The organism is Aliiglaciecola lipolytica E3 (assembly GCF_000314975.1).
Taxonomy (GTDB): Bacteria; Pseudomonadota; Gammaproteobacteria; order Enterobacterales; family Alteromonadaceae; genus Aliiglaciecola; species Aliiglaciecola lipolytica.
This window is the reverse complement of sequence record NZ_BAEN01000041.1, coordinates 200,576-216,072: the sequence shown is the minus strand read 5'-3', so window position 1 is coordinate 216,072 and position 15,497 is coordinate 200,576. Positions and strand designations below refer to the sequence as shown.

14 protein-coding genes and 1 tRNA gene are annotated in these 15,497 nt (G+C 40.2%); 9 read left to right on the top strand and 6 right to left on the bottom strand.

Features of this window, described 5'->3' with window-relative positions; translation table 11 throughout:
- Nucleotides 1-12 precede the first annotated feature (12 nt).
- A complete protein-coding gene (locus GLIP_RS11080) occupies nt 13-1,329 on the bottom strand; it encodes a pepsin-like aspartyl protease (protein ID WP_008844726.1) in 1,317 nt (438 codons plus the stop codon).
- 53 nt (nt 1,330-1,382) lie between these two features.
- Entirely contained in the window at nt 1,383-1,679 is a 297-nt protein-coding gene (gene yhbY, locus GLIP_RS11075; RefSeq protein ID WP_008844725.1) for a ribosome assembly RNA-binding protein YhbY, read from the bottom strand.
- A gap of 486 nt (nt 1,680-2,165) precedes the next feature.
- On the opposite strand from yhbY, the gene ftsH reads away from it, so the two are divergent.
- From ftsH to GLIP_RS11045, 6 genes are all read left to right on the top strand, one after another.
- A complete protein-coding gene (ftsH, locus tag GLIP_RS11070; protein ID WP_008844724.1) occupies nt 2,166-4,109 on the top strand; it encodes an ATP-dependent zinc metalloprotease FtsH in 1,944 nt (647 codons plus the stop codon).
- A 95-nt stretch (nt 4,110-4,204) separates the two neighbouring features.
- Nucleotides 4,205-5,032 (top strand): dihydropteroate synthase, encoded by an 828-nt coding sequence (gene folP / locus GLIP_RS11065; protein ID WP_008844723.1) that lies wholly within the window; start codon nt 4,205-4,207, stop codon nt 5,030-5,032.
- A gap of 4 nt (nt 5,033-5,036) precedes the next feature.
- Nucleotides 5,037-6,377, top strand: coding sequence for a phosphoglucosamine mutase (gene glmM, locus GLIP_RS11060; protein WP_008844722.1), 1,341 nt, complete (start codon nt 5,037-5,039; stop codon nt 6,375-6,377).
- A gap of 97 nt (nt 6,378-6,474) precedes the next feature.
- Nucleotides 6,475-7,221 (top strand): triose-phosphate isomerase, encoded by a 747-nt coding sequence (gene tpiA / locus GLIP_RS11055; protein ID WP_008844721.1) that lies wholly within the window; start codon nt 6,475-6,477, stop codon nt 7,219-7,221.
- Between the two features lie 9 nt (nt 7,222-7,230).
- Nucleotides 7,231-7,578 carry a preprotein translocase subunit SecG gene (gene secG / locus GLIP_RS11050; protein ID WP_040522648.1) on the top strand — a complete coding sequence of 116 codons (348 nt, stop codon included), beginning with the start codon at nt 7,231-7,233 and terminating at the stop codon, nt 7,576-7,578.
- An 18-nt stretch (nt 7,579-7,596) separates the two neighbouring features.
- Nucleotides 7,597-7,681, top strand: a tRNA-Leu gene (locus tag GLIP_RS11045).
- A gap of 215 nt (nt 7,682-7,896) precedes the next feature.
- Here the strand turns inward: GLIP_RS11045 and GLIP_RS22050 are convergent.
- The 4 genes from GLIP_RS22050 to GLIP_RS11030 all read right to left on the bottom strand — a co-directional run bounded on the left by GLIP_RS22050 (nt 7,897) and on the right by GLIP_RS11030 (nt 11,194).
- Nucleotides 7,897-8,181: a hypothetical protein gene (locus GLIP_RS22050; RefSeq protein WP_161602051.1), complete on the bottom strand. Its 285-nt coding sequence runs from the start codon at nt 8,179-8,181 to the stop codon at nt 7,897-7,899.
- A gap of 202 nt (nt 8,182-8,383) precedes the next feature.
- Nucleotides 8,384-8,896 carry a hypothetical protein gene (locus GLIP_RS11040; protein WP_008844717.1) on the bottom strand — a complete coding sequence of 171 codons (513 nt, stop codon included), beginning with the start codon at nt 8,894-8,896 and terminating at the stop codon, nt 8,384-8,386.
- 121 nt (nt 8,897-9,017) lie between these two features.
- Nucleotides 9,018-10,289, bottom strand: a complete 1,272-nt coding sequence (locus tag GLIP_RS11035) for an O-acetylhomoserine aminocarboxypropyltransferase/cysteine synthase family protein (RefSeq protein ID WP_008844716.1) — start codon at nt 10,287-10,289, stop codon at nt 9,018-9,020.
- 170 nt (nt 10,290-10,459) lie between these two features.
- Nucleotides 10,460-11,194 carry a hypothetical protein gene (locus GLIP_RS11030; RefSeq protein WP_008844715.1) on the bottom strand — a complete coding sequence of 245 codons (735 nt, stop codon included), beginning with the start codon at nt 11,192-11,194 and terminating at the stop codon, nt 10,460-10,462.
- A 306-nt stretch (nt 11,195-11,500) separates the two neighbouring features.
- Here GLIP_RS11030 and pnp point away from each other — a divergent pair, with 306 nt between their 5' ends.
- The 3 genes from pnp (at nt 11,501) to GLIP_RS11015 (ending at nt 15,484) form a co-directional block, all read left to right on the top strand.
- Entirely contained in the window at nt 11,501-13,612 is a 2,112-nt protein-coding gene (pnp, locus tag GLIP_RS11025) for a polyribonucleotide nucleotidyltransferase (protein ID WP_008844713.1), read from the top strand.
- An 80-nt stretch (nt 13,613-13,692) separates the two neighbouring features.
- Entirely contained in the window at nt 13,693-14,001 is a 309-nt protein-coding gene (locus GLIP_RS11020; RefSeq protein ID WP_008844712.1) for a DUF1244 domain-containing protein, read from the top strand.
- A gap of 145 nt (nt 14,002-14,146) precedes the next feature.
- The gene (locus GLIP_RS11015; protein WP_008844711.1) at nt 14,147-15,484 is read left to right on the top strand and encodes a M14 family zinc carboxypeptidase; all 1,338 of its coding nucleotides are present in this window, start codon (nt 14,147-14,149) and stop codon (nt 15,482-15,484) included.
- Nucleotides 15,485-15,497: the final 13 nt, after the last annotated feature.

Here is a 15,497-nt window from a genome sequence, read left to right as displayed (position 1 = left end):
TAAGTTCAAAAATTACAAAATATGTTTGTGCTGCATAAAGTGTTGTTTTAGCGTTTGCTTATCCTGATGTTGTTTATCAGTCATCAAATGCGGACAAAAGTGTTTGTTGGCAAATTCAATTGTGCCTGTCTCACCTGCGCTACGGTTGAAGATCGTAAAATAATTATTTAATAAAGGTAACCCTAAAATGGCCTGATTAGGCCAATCCGGTAAAGAAGTAATTTTAAAAGATATTTGGTTTTTTTTAGGCGCATGGGTTTGCCAGTACGTGCTCGCACTTAACTTGAGTTCAGCGGTATTTCCAAGCTCGTTTTCTAAAACAATAATCAGATCTGGCCAACTATCAAGGTTGACCAAATCAAGTGGAATACCAATTTCTTTGCCGGTAAAAGTTTCGTAGGTTGACAAAAGGTGCTTAAAATCAGTGTTGTGAGTACTAAATTGCGCTAACAACTGATTAAACACTGATTGTGGAAATACCATAGCGGATGCTCCGCTATCTACAATCCCATTAGATATATAACTTTTTACATGTTTAGCTTCTAATTTGGGAAAGGGGATTTGAGTTTGCCCAGAAAGTCCTATGGATAAGACATTAACGTTGTAATATTTATCATGCACAACTTTCACTGTTTGGAAGTCGTTCTTGTGCATATGTGAATGTAATTTTGGGTTTCCCACCACGAGAATACCGGTATTTAATGGGTGATGAGCCAGGGCATTGTCATCCTGCTCAGGATCTCCCCTATAAATACTGGAACGATGTACAACAAATGCGAATTGATTGGCAACTAAATTATGTTTTTCCAACTCATCAAAATAGGGCGTGATATGATGTTTGGGTGAGGTAAATAAGATGTCATCGAGATCGCTAATATTTTTTTCAAATACTGCTGCAGGCCAAGGGTACGTGCTGGCTGGCTGTATATTGAGCTGATTTAAATAATGTTGTATATCGTGAGCTAAATTTAGTTCACTGTAAGCCAATCCTAAAATGCCATCGGCTAACATAAAGGTATTTTTATCTAAGCTTTGTTCTATCGCTAAATGTACTTCTGGTAATCTAACGTTATCGTTTTCGTGACCTAGGATGACAGCATGTTTAACCACTGGCCCAATCCAACTTCCCATACCATACGCCACTCTTTGCGCAATAGTTGTTGGTATGGGTTGAAGGTGTTCGATATGAGCAGCATCAACAACTAAAGTGCTACTGCCAGTATCTAAGATTAAATTGAGTGGACTTGCTACACCTTCTAAGAGAATTTGAGCAGTGAAGTCGCCATTACCATAAAGATTTGAAATAGGTACTAATAACGACCTTGTCATAGGCTATTTTTTGTCGTGGCTTAAATTAAGAAAACTGAGGAAAAACAAGCGAATTATACTTTTGGTATACTTATTTTTTTCTCGTCACTTTGGCGATACATGATTAATGTATGTCCAATGACTTGCAACTTAATGGCTGCAGTTTCACGGATAATCGCATCCATTATGAGTTGTTTTTCTTCACGGTCATCAGAAGGCACTTTGACTTTTATTAATTCGTGAAACGTCAAGGCATTTTCGATTTCTGCTAATACACCTTCGGTTAATCCGTTATTTCCTAACTGAATAACCGGTTTTAAAGGATGGGCGAGGCCTTTCAAGTATTGTTTCTGTTTGTTAGATAACTTCATTTAGATTAATTCTTACAATTTTATTGATATTTAATGGTTGAAAACCGGTATTCTAACGCCATCTTGCTTTTATACCTAATAAGAAACTGCATACATTGCAAAAAATACCGATTTAATAAGTAGAAAAATATGCTGTTAAGGGCATAGTGACTGCTAATGAGAGTACACCAATTAAATGCAAGTGAAGTTGGATATTAGTCTTTAATGTTAGTATTTAAAACCATTTGAGGTTTTTGTGGTCAAAATGTTTCACATTGATAGTTTCGTTAATTTCGTGAAAGTGTTTAAGCAGATATTTAATGTTGCAATAACCAGTAACTAGAATCTAAACAAGCGAGCACTAACGAGGTATATCTGGTAGCAGCGGATTATAAACTGTAGTACCCTTTAGGGACTGCTAACCGGGCAAAATACTTTATTGATTAATTAGCAATCTAATTAAGCATGTGCCTACATACAGAATTTTACTTTTAGAGGTTAAAAGCGTTGAGCGATATGGCAAAAAATTTAATCTTATGGCTGGTCATCGCCGTTGTGCTGATGTCCGTGTTTAACAGTTTCTCGCCGGGTGAAGCAAACAAGGCGAAAATCGATTACACGACGTTTGTACGTAATGTTGATCAGAAATCTGTGCGACAGGCCACGATAGATAGGCAAACAGGTGAAATTACTGGAGTTACTACCAGTGGTGACGCGTTTTCAACCTATATTCCTTACCACGATGACCAGTTGATGTCTGACTTAATCAGTAACGGTGTTGCTGTAGAAGGAAAGCCACCAGAGAAGCCTTCATTCTTATCTCAGATTTTTATCTCTTGGTTCCCAATGTTACTGCTTATTGGTGTGTGGATATTTTTCATGCGTCAAATGCAAGGCGGTGGTGGTCGCGGAGCAATGTCATTTGGAAAAAGTAAAGCGCGTTTATTAGGTGAAGACCAAATTAAAACCACATTTGCAGATGTGGCGGGTTGTGATGAAGCCAAAGAAGACGTTTCTGAGCTAGTCGATTTCCTAAGGGACCCGTCTAAATTCCAAAAATTAGGCGGTAAAATTCCTAAAGGTGTTTTGATGGTTGGTCCTCCTGGAACTGGTAAAACACTTCTGGCCAAGGCGATTGCTGGTGAAGCTAAAGTTCCTTTCTTTACTATATCCGGTTCTGACTTCGTTGAAATGTTTGTAGGTGTCGGTGCGTCTCGCGTACGTGACATGTTTGAACAAGCTAAAAAATCTGCCCCTTGTATCATTTTCATCGATGAAATTGATGCCGTTGGTCGCCAACGTGGTGCTGGTTTAGGTGGCGGTCACGATGAACGCGAACAAACTCTGAATCAAATGTTAGTTGAAATGGACGGTTTTGAAGGCCACGAAGGTATTATCGTGATAGCTGCGACTAACCGACCAGACGTACTGGACCCAGCGTTATTACGTCCTGGACGTTTCGACCGTCAAGTCGTCGTTGGTTTACCAGATATTCGCGGACGTGAGCAAATTCTTAAAGTACATATGCGCAAAGTTCCTATTGGAGACAACGTAGAAGCGTCAGTTATCGCGCGAGGAACGCCTGGATTTTCCGGTGCTGACTTAGCTAATTTGGTGAATGAAGCCGCGTTATTTGCAGCACGCTCAAACAAACGTGTTGTTTCAATGGAAGAGTTTGATAAAGCCAAAGACAAGATCATGATGGGCGCTGAGCGTAAGACCATGGTAATGTCTGAGGAAGAAAAAACCAACACTGCTTACCATGAAGCAGGGCATGCGATTGTGGGACGTGTTGTGCCTGAGCACGACCCAGTCTACAAAGTCTCTATTATCCCTCGTGGTCGCGCGTTGGGTGTGACTATGTATTTGCCCGAACAAGACAAATACAGTCATAGTAAGCAACACCTTGAAAGTATGATTTCCAGCTTGTTCGGTGGACGTATTGCTGAGGCGCTTACTTTGGGTGAAGAAGGGGTAACTACTGGAGCCTCTAATGATATTGAACGTGCGACAGATATCGCTCGTAAGATGGTAACTCAGTGGGGTCTGTCTACTAAGATGGGACCAATGCTTTACTCAGAAGAGGAAGGTGAAGTTTTCTTAGGACGTAGTATGTCCAAAGCAAAACATATGTCTGACGATACTGCGCGTGCCATCGATGCTGAAATTAAATCAATCATTGACCGCAATTATGAAAGAGCAGAAAAAATCTTAAATGAACATATGGATATATTGCATGCTATGAAAGATGCTTTAATGAAATATGAAACCATTGATGCTAAGCAGATCGATGATTTGATGGCTAGACGTCCTGTTAGACCGCCGGCGGACTGGGAAAGTCGAGATCCAGGTTCTGATGACAAGCCAACTGGTGGCGCAACGGTGAGTCCGGATGAGGATAAAAGTACTCCTCCACCAACTGTTGGGAAGCCGGGCGACATAACTAGTTAAGTTGTTTTTAAATCGCATGGGGTCGATTCGGACACGTTCTGAATCGACCTTTTTTCGTATTGTCACATCCATTCTTCAGTTTTATAAAACACCTTATGCAGTTTAAAGATAAATACATTGATTTAAATACACCCAGAGTTATGGGAATTCTAAATGTTACGCCAGATTCATTTTCTGATGGCGGTAGGTTTTTGGGTAGAGAAAATGCTCTGAAACAAGCAGAAGCGATGATCCTTGAAGGTGCTGATTTTATTGATGTGGGTGGTGAGTCTACTCGGCCCGGTGCAGAAGACGTATCATTACAACAAGAATTAGATCGGACTATTCCGGTAATAGAAGCGATTGCTACAAATTTTGATGTGGTTATTTCAATAGATACCAGTAAGCCTGAAGTAATGCAGCAAGCGGTGAGTGCTGGTGCAGGATTAATTAACGACATCCGTGCATTAGGTGAGAGTGGGGCTCTCAGTGCAGCAACATCTTCTGGGGCTGCCGTGTGTTTAATGCATATGCAAGGTCAACCTAAAACGATGCAAGCAGCACCTCAGTATCGAGATGTAGTAAAAGATGTATACACTTTTTTAGATACAAAAACGCAGCAATGCATGCAAGCAGGTATCCCTAAATCTCAAATAATTATTGATCCCGGATTCGGATTCGGAAAAACATTACCGCATAATTATCAATTACTTGATAGACTTGAAGAACTGAACAATTTAGGATTTCCAATGTTGATCGGCGTTTCCCGAAAATCAATGCTGGGACATCTATTAAATCGAGACGTTGACCAACGTTTAGCTGGTAGTATTGCCGCTGCCACAATCGCGTTAACCAAAGGTGCATCTATATTGCGAGTGCACGATGTTAAACAGACAGCTGATGCAGTAAAAGTCGTGTCAGCGCTGAGTGCTTATAAGGATTAAATTAATGGGCTCTAGAAAGTATTTTGGTACAGATGGTATTCGTGGAAAAGTGGGTGAAAGTGTTATTAACCCTGAATTCGTCATGAAATTAGGCTGGGCAGCAGGCAAAGTATTAGCAGGTCAGGGAACTAACAAAGTACTAATAGGAAAAGATACTCGCATTTCTGGCTATATGCTGGAGTCGTGTTTAGAAGCAGGATTGTCAGCAGCGGGTATAAATATTGGTTTGCTCGGTCCCATGCCAACTCCCGCTATTGCGTACTTAACCAAAACCTTTCGCTCTGAAGCGGGCATTGTTATCAGTGCATCGCATAATCCGTTTTACGATAATGGTATCAAGTTTTTCTCATCTAAAGGCTATAAATTGGATGATGAAATAGAACTACAAATCGAAAAGCAAATGGAAAAACCTATGGTGTGTGTTGCATCAGATAAGTTAGGTAAGGCTTATCGAATTGAAGATGCCGCTGGCCGCTATATTGAATTCTGCAAAGGTAACTTCCCATCCGATCTAAATCTTAAAGGCTTAAAAATCGTTGTTGATTGCGCTCATGGTGCGACTTATCACATTGCACCTAATGTCCTTGAAGAACTTGGCGCAGATGTCATTGAAATAGGCACAGCACCTGATGGACTTAACATCAACAAAGGTGTTGGCGCTACTTCCATGAAAGCTATTCAAGAAAGTGTGTTAGAACATAAAGCCGATTTAGGGTTTGCATTAGACGGCGATGGCGACAGAATCATGATGGTGGACCACAAAGGAAACGTGATAGACGGTGATCAACTGATTTATATCATTGCTCGTGATTCGTTGAAGTCAGGTCGTTTAAATGGTGGTGTTGTCGGTACACTAATGAGTAATTTAGGTTTAGAAATTGCGCTTAATAAACTCGGAGTCGCTTTTCTTCGCAGTAACGTGGGCGACCGCTATGTAATGGAGTTATTGCAGGAACGTGGATGGGCAATTGGTGGCGAAAACTCTGGCCATGTATTAAATTTAAACGTTACATCTACTGGCGATGGCATACTAGCTGGCTTACAAGTGATTACAGCTATGTTGAGGTCGCAAATGACCCTGCATGAATTATGTCAAGGTATGGACATGTTCCCTCAAACTTTAGTTAATGTTAGATTTGAGGAAGGTGAAAACCCACTTGAAAATGTCAAAGTAAAAGAAGCGGTTATCGAAGCAGAGACTAAACTAGGTAAAACAGGAAGAGTGCTATTGCGTAAAAGTGGTACTGAGCCACTTATCCGGGTAATGGTTGAAGCTGAAAAACAGGAAGATTCGACTAATTGGGCTGAATTTATCGCTGATGCAGTGCGTAAATTAACCAAATAGTTATTTAGCAACATAAATTAACGTTAGCCCACTTGTATATTTCATTGGGGTTAGTTAATATCTCGCCCGCTTTTTCGCCGGGCTAAGGAAGTTTAAAGTGCAGAATAAACGTCGTCCGCTGGTTGCTGGGAATTGGAAAATGAATGGCAGTGTTGAACTTGCCAAGCAAATGATTGATACCCTCGACAGTAGCAACATACAAAATGTAGATGTTTTGGTTTGTCCTCCTTTTCCATTTTTGAGTGAGTTTAACGGTTTTAGTGGTTCTGTAGGCGCACAAAATCTTAGCGAGTTCAATGCTGGCGCTCATACGGGTGAAGTCTCGGCAACAATGCTCAAATCATTGAAATGTGATTTTGTGTTAGTTGGGCACTCCGAAAGACGCACAGATAACGGCGAAAGTGATGCTTTAGTGGCTAAAAAAGTTAGTGTGGCTTTAGAACAAGGCTTGACGCCCATATTATGTGTAGGTGAGCCGGAAGCAGTACGAGAAAGTGGTGAGTTTTTTAATCACATACAGGCCCAAATCGATGCAGTAGTTGATCAGATTGGGATTGCTAAATTTGATAATATTGTGGTTGCCTATGAACCCGTGTGGGCAATAGGAACCGGAAAAACTGCGAGCCCTCTACAAGCTCAGCAAGTACATGAATTTATTCGCCAGTACTTAGCTGAATTAGATGCAGAAGTCGCTCAAGGTTTACGAATTTTATATGGCGGCAGTGTAAAAGCGGCCAATGCCAATGAATTGTTTTCACAACCCGACGTTGATGGTGGGTTGATAGGTGGTGCCAGCTTGGAACCACAGGAATTTTTAAATATTTGCTTAGCAGCAAAAGGTTAGAGACATAACATGACGTATTTTTACGAGATTTTGATAGTAGTTTATTTGGTAGTTGCTTTGATGTTGATTGGTATGGTGCTAATTCAACAAGGTAAAGGTGCCGATATGGGCGCATCGTTTGGTGGCGGTGGTTCAAATACTGTTTTTGGTTCAACAGGGTCAGGCAATTTTATGACACGTACCACAGCAATATTAGCTACGTTATTCTTCGCAATCAGCTTAATTCTTGGTAATCAAACGGCTGACAAAAGCCAAGCAGTAGATGAGTTTGATAGTTTAGGTGTAGTAGAGCAACCTGTTGATTCTGATATTCCTAACGAAGAAAATAATCAGCAATCTAACGAAATTCCAAACTAGTTAACAAGTTAAATTTTTGCGGATGTGGTGGAATTGGTAGACACGCAGCCTTGAGGGGGCTGTGGCTTCGGCCGTGAGAGTTCGAGTCTCTCCATCCGCACCAATTAGAAAAAGGGCTATCACCTACGGTGACAGCCCTTTTTTATTGGTTTTCACATATCTATCATTCGATAATGATGAAACGTATGAGCTACTGTTAGATATTTTTGTTTACAAAATCTATTGTCGCTTTTAGGGCTTGAAGTCGAGTAGGGCCATGAGACAAATAATGATCTTCTCCACTCAATTCTATTTTTTGAACGTTTTTACCCGCGTCTTTTAAGGCTCTATACATAGTGATTGATTGTATTTACTATTTCCAATATTGTTGTAGACCATGGATGTTGACAGTTCAAAATCACCTCGAAGACCTGGGATGTTTGTATCTGCTGAGACATTTGAAAGCAAATTATCATTGGCAATGAATTTAAATTCGCATGGTTTGAATTTGGAAACGTGGATGGTAACTATTTTTCTTGAATTTACGGGTAAGCCAGTGACGGTAACTGCTTCTAGAACGACCGAGGAATAGGCAATTTTCTCACCGATTAGCGAGTTAGTCATTTTCCGTTTATAAGGATTTATTTATTATCGTTCTATAGTTGTGGTGGCAGTGACAGTAAAGGTGACTAAAAGCAAAGTGAATATACTAAACGTTTTCAATTTATGTCCTTAAAATGGATCCTATTAGAAGTTTTACGCCAACTTAAAATTAACAACTGCTGTAATAATAGGTTATTTGCTCAGTACAGCATTGCCGTAGAATTTAATTTGGTTCAACAATGTTGCGAACAGCAGCTTCTGCGTGTTTGATATTGGTAATTACGACCAAAAAGCTATTGTTTTTGTCAGAGAGTTGAAACGTCATGTCTTTGTACTTCCAAATAGCGTTGCTATCTTGCACACTTGGTTGACCATACTTTTCAGTGAAAATGGTCTTAATTTGATTTATTTCTGCCTTTTTATCTAGTGGCTTTTTACGTAACAAGATGACGCCAACCAACTTATTAGCAGAAATAACAGGCTGCGCATTCACTTTGAAATCACCTAGTGTTCTGACTAATCCACTTTTGATAATTATTGCGTATTCACCAAACGGTGTTCTATCTGCATCCGTCAAAGATAACTTTTCATTAACCAGTTTTTCTGATTCTCCCCAAGTAATGCCTTCCCAGCCGGCGTTAATGTCCTGACCCTTATCATAAGCAGGTACGCAGCCAAAGATTAACGACAAACTCAATAAAACAATTACGCTTTTAAAACTTCTAAAAACCCGCATTTTTCATCCCACTGTTTAAAGCGTATTATATTTAAGCGACATGGTGTGCATAAAAATATAATACGCTGTTTTGTATTTTTTTAGCGTTAAAATTAGACTGTTTTCTACTTGAAGTAAATGATTAAACCTTAGCTAATGCTTGGCTAACGTCTGCAATAATGTCATCAATATGCTCGATTCCCACAGAGATACGTACTAAATCCGTACTTACCCCAGCGGCTTTAAGTTCATCTTCATTCAATTGGCGATGAGTTGTTGAAGCAGGATGACATGCCAACGATTTTGCATCTCCAATATTGACTAAACGAAGTATCATATTTAGTGCATCAATAAACTTGGTGCCTGCTTCAATGCCACCAGTAATGCCAAAACTTAACACACCTGAAGCCTTACCTGAGGTGATATTTTGACAGTTTTGGTGGTGAGGACTGTCTGGCAGTGCAGCATAGTTCACCCATTCTACTTTGTCATGTTGGAGCAAATAAGCAGCAAGCTTTTCAGCATTTTCACAATGCCTGTCCATGCGCAGGCCAAGCGTTTCTAATCCTTGGAGTATTTGAAAAGCATTCATTGGCGAAATGGCTGCACCAGTATTTCTAAGTGGTCCGACGCGACAGCGACCTATATAGGCAGCTTCACCTAACGCTTCAGTATAAATCACCCCATGATAGGAGGGATCAGGCTCATTCAATATGGCAAAACGATGTTTATTTTTGACCCAGTCAAACTTGCCTGAGTCGACAATCACACCACCTACAGAAGTTCCATGTCCACCAATATATTTGGTTAGCGAGTGCACAACAATGTGGGCGCCCAATTCAAATGGCCTGCACAAATAAGGCGTCGCCACTGTGTTATCAACAATTAGGGGAACACCATGTTTGTTTGCTATTTCTGCTAAGCGTTTAATATCAACCACGTTTCCTGCAGGGTTACCGATTGATTCACAGAAAATCGCTTTGGTTTTTACGTCAATTGAGCTCTCGAAAAGATCAAAATCATCGAAAGAGACCATCCGAGTTTCGATACCTTGGCGTGGTAAAGCGTGGGCGAAGAGGTTGTAAGTACCACCGTATAATTGACTGGTACTGACTATGTTATCACCAGACTCACATATGCATTGAATGGCGTAAGTGATAGCAGCCATACCTGATGATACACACACTGCACCAATTCCACCTTCCATTGCAGCCACGCGTTTTTCAAGCACGTCAGTTGTCGGATTCATAATACGCGTGTAGATATTTCCAGCAACCTTTAGGTCAAATAGATCAGCACCATGTTGTGTGTCATCAAATGTGTAAGAGGTTGTTTGATAAATAGGGACTGCCGCTGCTTTTGTTGTCGCTTCTGATTGATATCCTTCGTGTAATGCTATCGACTCTAACTTCATGATTAATCCTTAAAAGAGTAGGGGAGTTGGGTTACAAATATGGAGAAAATTAAGCATAGTGAAGGATTTGAAATCAGTAAAATCGATTTAGTTATTAGTCATTCAATTCTATTAAATGACATGGGTTGACGTCGTATTTTAGTGATTTCAAATTAGGTAATTAGGAAATATTAAAACGATTTTCCGATGAATAGCCTGAACACATTATCTTTAGCGGCGCTCGATACTCCAGCTAAATAGCTAACTGAGTAGGAAAATCCTTCAATTTTTCCTGACATTGATGGACCAATTTGATGGCTTTCTTGGTTTGCGCTTCCAAAATCTCCAATTTTACCTAGCTGATTAAAGGAGTCGAGGCTGAAAGTAAGGTTTTTACTTGATTTATAAGCTAAGCCTGTCCGTGATTCCAAATAGGTACCTGATGCAGGATTGTCTCCACCAATGTCTCTACTGAATGAAAGAACTTGAGTAAGAGACCATTCTGGAGCAAATGACCATCTATTCGTCCACTTAAAGGAAAATCCTTCACTTCGATGTGCTTTGCGTGCCTTTAAATCAAAACGTACAGCACTGTCCCAGATTCCGTCTTCTTTATGTTGAAACTGCCACAACAAATCAGCTGAAATAGAATCAAATTCAAAGCTGCCGGTGGTATCTCTTACTTGTCCAACTACCCGCAGACGGACATCATCACTAACAGATTTTTGAACATTCATTCTAACGACTAGTTGCTCTCTTTCGCCATTATCACTTGGCGTATAAGCAGTACGAAATTGGTACGATTGGTCATTTGGTTTTACGATTGGTCCGGTGACACCGCTCGTGTTGTTCGCATGAGTTTTGGCACTGATGCAAAGTACAGTTAACACTGCAATGACTAACTTTGATTGCTTAATTAATAGCATTGTTACACTTTTGTGACGTTTTTATTACTAAAGTGGAGTGTAATATATATTTCTAATTGCGCCAAAGTTAAATTGAAATTGTGCGTTAAAGTGTCTGCACTTTTCAGTCTGTAATCCATTTACCATTTATTTTCTGCGCAATGGGCTAAGTACTTTATGTTTAGGCAGCGTGAAAAGACTAAAAATATCGGAAAACCGCAATAAACTGTGGATTAAATATAAATTTCACTGTCGGTTTGTTCTTCATCTGGCTATACTATGCGCCGCATTTAAAAGCGATATAGAAAATATTAAAAAGGATAAATAGTGACTCCTATTACGAAAACTTTTCAGTATGGTCAACATACTGTTACTTTAGAAACGGGCGTTATCGCTCGTCAGGCAACTGCCGCTGTTATGGCTAGCATGGACGATACTTCTGTATTGGTAAGTGTAGTTGGTAAAAAAGATGTCAAGGCAGACCAGGATTTCTTTCCATTAACGGTTAATTATCAAGAAAAAGCCTACGCAGCCGGTAAAATACCAGGTGGTTTTTTCAAACGTGAAGGTCGTCCTTCCGAGAGCGAAACTCTTATTGCGCGCTTGATCGACCGTCCAATTCGTCCATTGTTTCCTGATGGATTCATGAATGAAGTTCAAATCATCATTACAGTTGTTTCTGCTAATCCAGAAATTCCTACCGATATCATCTCTTTAATTGGTACCTCTGCGGCGTTGGCTATTTCAGGCATTCCATTTAATGGTCCTGTTGGCGCTGCGCGTGTAGGCTACAAAGAAGGTGAATATATTCTTAATACCCTCACATCTGAACTTGAAACCAGTGAGTTAGATCTTGTTGTTGCTGGTACTGAAAGTGCAGTATTGATGGTTGAATCTGAAGCTAGCATATTATCTGAAGAAGTGATGCTTGGTGCCGTTATGTATGGTCATGAGCAAAGCCAAGCTGTGGTAAATGCAGTGAGAGAATTCGCAGCAGACGTAGCTACTCCTAGTTGGGACTGGCAAGCCGTTGCAGAAAATACTGCGCTTAAAGCAAAAGTGAAAGAGTTAGCCGAAGCTGGCATGACAGAAGCTTATCAGATTTCTGATAAAATGGTTCGTAAAGATGCCGTTGTTGCTGTGACTGAAAAAGCAGTCGCTGCAATATTAGAAGCTGATCCTGAGCAGGACGCAAAAGAAGTATCCGAGATGCTTCACGACTTAGAAAGTGATGTAGTGCGTTCACGTATCTTAGCTGGTGAGCCGCGTATCGATGGTCGCGAACCTGATATGATCCGTGCTTTACACGTAAATACCGGTATTCTACCAAGAACTCACGGTTCTGCTTTGTTTACACGTGGTGAAACACAAGCGTTGGTAGCTGCCACTTTAGGTACCGAGCGTGATGCACAAATGATTGACGAGCTTGGCGGAATGGCAAGCAGCCGTTTCATGTTGCACTACAACTTCCCTCCATATTGTGTTGGTGAAACTGGTTTTGTTGGTTCTCCAAAACGCCGTGAAATCGGCCACGGCCGTTTGGCTAAGCGTGGTATTCAAGCGGTTATGCCTACAGAAGCAGAGTTCCCGTACGTAGTACGTGTTGTTTCAGAGATTACTGAATCAAATGGTTCGTCTTCAATGGCGTCAGTTTGTGGTACTTCTTTGGCATTGATGGACGCGGGTGTACCTATCAAGGCATCAGTTGCAGGTATTGCAATGGGCTTGGTGAAGAGTGACGAGAACTTTGTTGTCCTATCTGACATCTTAGGTGATGAAGATCATCTTGGTGACATGGACTTTAAAGTTGCTGGAACTACACAAGGTATTACTGCACTTCAAATGGATATCAAAATCGAAGGTATCACTAAAGAGATCATGCAAAAAGCCCTTAAGCAAGCGAAAGAAGCACGCTTACATATACTGGGTGTAATGGATGAAGCGCTTGGTGGTCACCGCGATGAAATGTCTGAGTTTGCGCCGCGTATCTACACGTTAAAAATCGATCAGGATAAAATCCGTGACGTAATTGGTAAAGGTGGTGCAATGATCCGCGCTATTACCGAAGAGTCGGATACCAATATCGAAATTGAAGATGACGGTACAATTAAAATATTTGCAACTGAATTAGCAAAAGCTGAAATTGCTATTGCTAAAATAGAGCAGGTGACCGCTGAAGTTGAAGCTGGTAAAACCTACCACGGTAAAGTAACTCGCATCGTTGATTTTGGTGCGTTTGTTGAAGTACTTCCTGGTAAAGAAGGTTTGGTTCATATTTCACAAATCGCGCATGAGCGTGTGAATAAGACTTCTGATTATCTTTCTGAAGGTCAAATGGTAGACGTAAAAGTGATGGAAATTGACCGTCAAAATCGCGTTCGTTTGAGTATCAAAGAGTTATTAGAAAAGCCGGAAGCTGAAGCACCGTCAGAAGAGTAATCTTCATTAAATAGAAAATGTCAAAAAGGGGCTTTTGCTCCTTTTTTGTTTTTTAAACTTTGAATTTTAAGGAATTAACCATGGACCAAAAAACTGAAATAGAAATTCAGGCTGCAACTTTTAGAAGGTTGTTAAAACATTTAGATGATAACAAAGATGTGCAAAATATTGACTTAATGATTTTGGCTGACTTTTGTCGTAATTGTTTAGGAAAATGGTATAAAGCGGCGGCGGAAGAAAAAGGCGTAGAACTTGATTACGAGCAAGCCAGAGAAAAAATTTATGGTATGCCTTATGCGCAGTGGAAAGAAAAGTATCAAGCCAAGGCAACACCTGAACAAATCGCTGCATATGAACAAAGGCAAGCCCAAAAAGGTGGCTGCAACTAATTTAAATAGAGTTAATTGCGGATAACCTTGCTAACAGCTAAAGTTATTACAATTTATCACGTTACGCGTTTTTATTTCACAAAGTGATCAAATAATACGTTAGTACCGAAAAAATATGTTTGATGAAGGTAACTGTGGAGTAGTCATGATCCCTGATAATCAAGTGTTAGACCAGTTGTACAAAAACGCTAGAATTGATCAATTAGACAAACCTCACATTTTTCCGCAAGATGTCACCGACAATATCAATCAGACACTTTCATCAGATTCGCTGCATTTTCGACGCAAAGTTGTCGGGCATTCGTATTTAGGCCAAGAAATTACACAGTTGACTATTGGACATGGTGATCGCGCCATATTATTTTGGTCTCAGATGCATGGTGATGAGCCTACTGCTACAGCTGCGCTTATCGATTTGATACATTTTTTAAAACAAAATATAGCTGAAGCTTGGTTGCAAGATATTTTAAGCAAAGTGACGTTGCATATTGTACCTATGTTAAATCCAGATGGGGCTGCTAAGCAAACCAGAGAAAATGCACAAGGCATAGATATAAATCGTGATGCAGCGGCTTTGCAAACGCCTGAGGGAAGAGTACTCAAATCGTTATTTGACGAACTAAAGCCTGAATTTGCGTTTAATCTGCACGACCAATCTAAGTATTATCGAATTGAACATTCTTTAAAGCCGGTAGAAATGGCGTTTCTTGCTCCCGCCGGTGATTTACATGAAAGTATGCCTCCACACCGTTGCAATGCCATGAAATTAATTGGTGCTGTGTTATCGGATATGGCAGAAGAACTTTTTGGAAAAGTCGCAAAATATAGCGATGGTTATTCTGAACGTGCATTTGGCGATTTAGCCACAAGCCTTGGTATTGCATGTGTTCTGATTGAATCCGGTAGCGCATTTAATGATGAGAACCGTCAGCAAGCAAGGCGCTTCAACTTTTTTTGTTTGCTTCATGGGATGAATCATATTGCGCAAAGTAGTTATTCTGAAGTAGGGGAGTTTGCTTATAATTCATTGCCATTGAATGTTGAAAATGGATTAGCGGATTTATTGATAAAAGGATTGAATGTTGAAACCGCTAACGCAAACTATTGTCTAGATATTGCGATCAATAAACAAACAAACAAAACAGCGTTAATCTCAGAGCTAGGCGATCTTCGTCAATTAGGCGGCTTTGAAGTATTAAATGCCCATAATTATAGTTATTGTCCTGGTAACACATTCGAAGTTGTTGAACCCATTGACTTAAATCAGGAAACGTATATTTCTCTATTAAAAAGCGGATATTGTCGTTTTGGTGGTGATATATCGTTGATAAATCGATTAATAGATTGGCCTGTGATTAAGGGAATAGGAGAGCCTGAACCTGCGAAGTTTAAGCAATTAGGTATATCACCAACTTGGTTAATGTTATTTGATGGAGAAGTTAAAGCTGCGGTTTTAGAAGGAACTTTGATAACTTTAAATTAAACTTGCCGTTTAA

Excerpts from the sequence above, each read along its gene's own strand:
- GLIP_RS11015 (WP_008844711.1), top strand. The coding sequence starts at position 14,147 with ATGATCCCTGATAATCAAGTGTTAGACCAGTTGTACAAAAACGCTAGA.
- GLIP_RS22050 (WP_161602051.1), bottom strand. The coding sequence starts at position 8,181 with ATGACTAACTCGCTAATCGGTGAGAAAATTGCCTATTCCTCGGTCGTT.
- secG (WP_040522648.1), top strand. The coding sequence starts at position 7,231 with ATGACGTATTTTTACGAGATTTTGATAGTAGTTTATTTGGTAGTTGCT.
- GLIP_RS11020 (WP_008844712.1), top strand. The coding sequence starts at position 13,693 with ATGGACCAAAAAACTGAAATAGAAATTCAGGCTGCAACTTTTAGAAGG.
- glmM (WP_008844722.1), top strand. The coding sequence starts at position 5,037 with ATGGGCTCTAGAAAGTATTTTGGTACAGATGGTATTCGTGGAAAAGTG.
- GLIP_RS11035 (WP_008844716.1), bottom strand. The coding sequence starts at position 10,289 with ATGAAGTTAGAGTCGATAGCATTACACGAAGGATATCAATCAGAAGCG.
- yhbY (WP_008844725.1), bottom strand. The coding sequence starts at position 1,679 with ATGAAGTTATCTAACAAACAGAAACAATACTTGAAAGGCCTCGCCCAT.
- GLIP_RS11080 (WP_008844726.1), bottom strand. The coding sequence starts at position 1,329 with ATGACAAGGTCGTTATTAGTACCTATTTCAAATCTTTATGGTAATGGC.
- folP (WP_008844723.1), top strand. The coding sequence starts at position 4,205 with ATGCAGTTTAAAGATAAATACATTGATTTAAATACACCCAGAGTTATG.
- GLIP_RS11040 (WP_008844717.1), bottom strand. The coding sequence starts at position 8,896 with ATGCGGGTTTTTAGAAGTTTTAAAAGCGTAATTGTTTTATTGAGTTTG.
- GLIP_RS11030 (WP_008844715.1), bottom strand. The coding sequence starts at position 11,194 with ATGCTATTAATTAAGCAATCAAAGTTAGTCATTGCAGTGTTAACTGTA.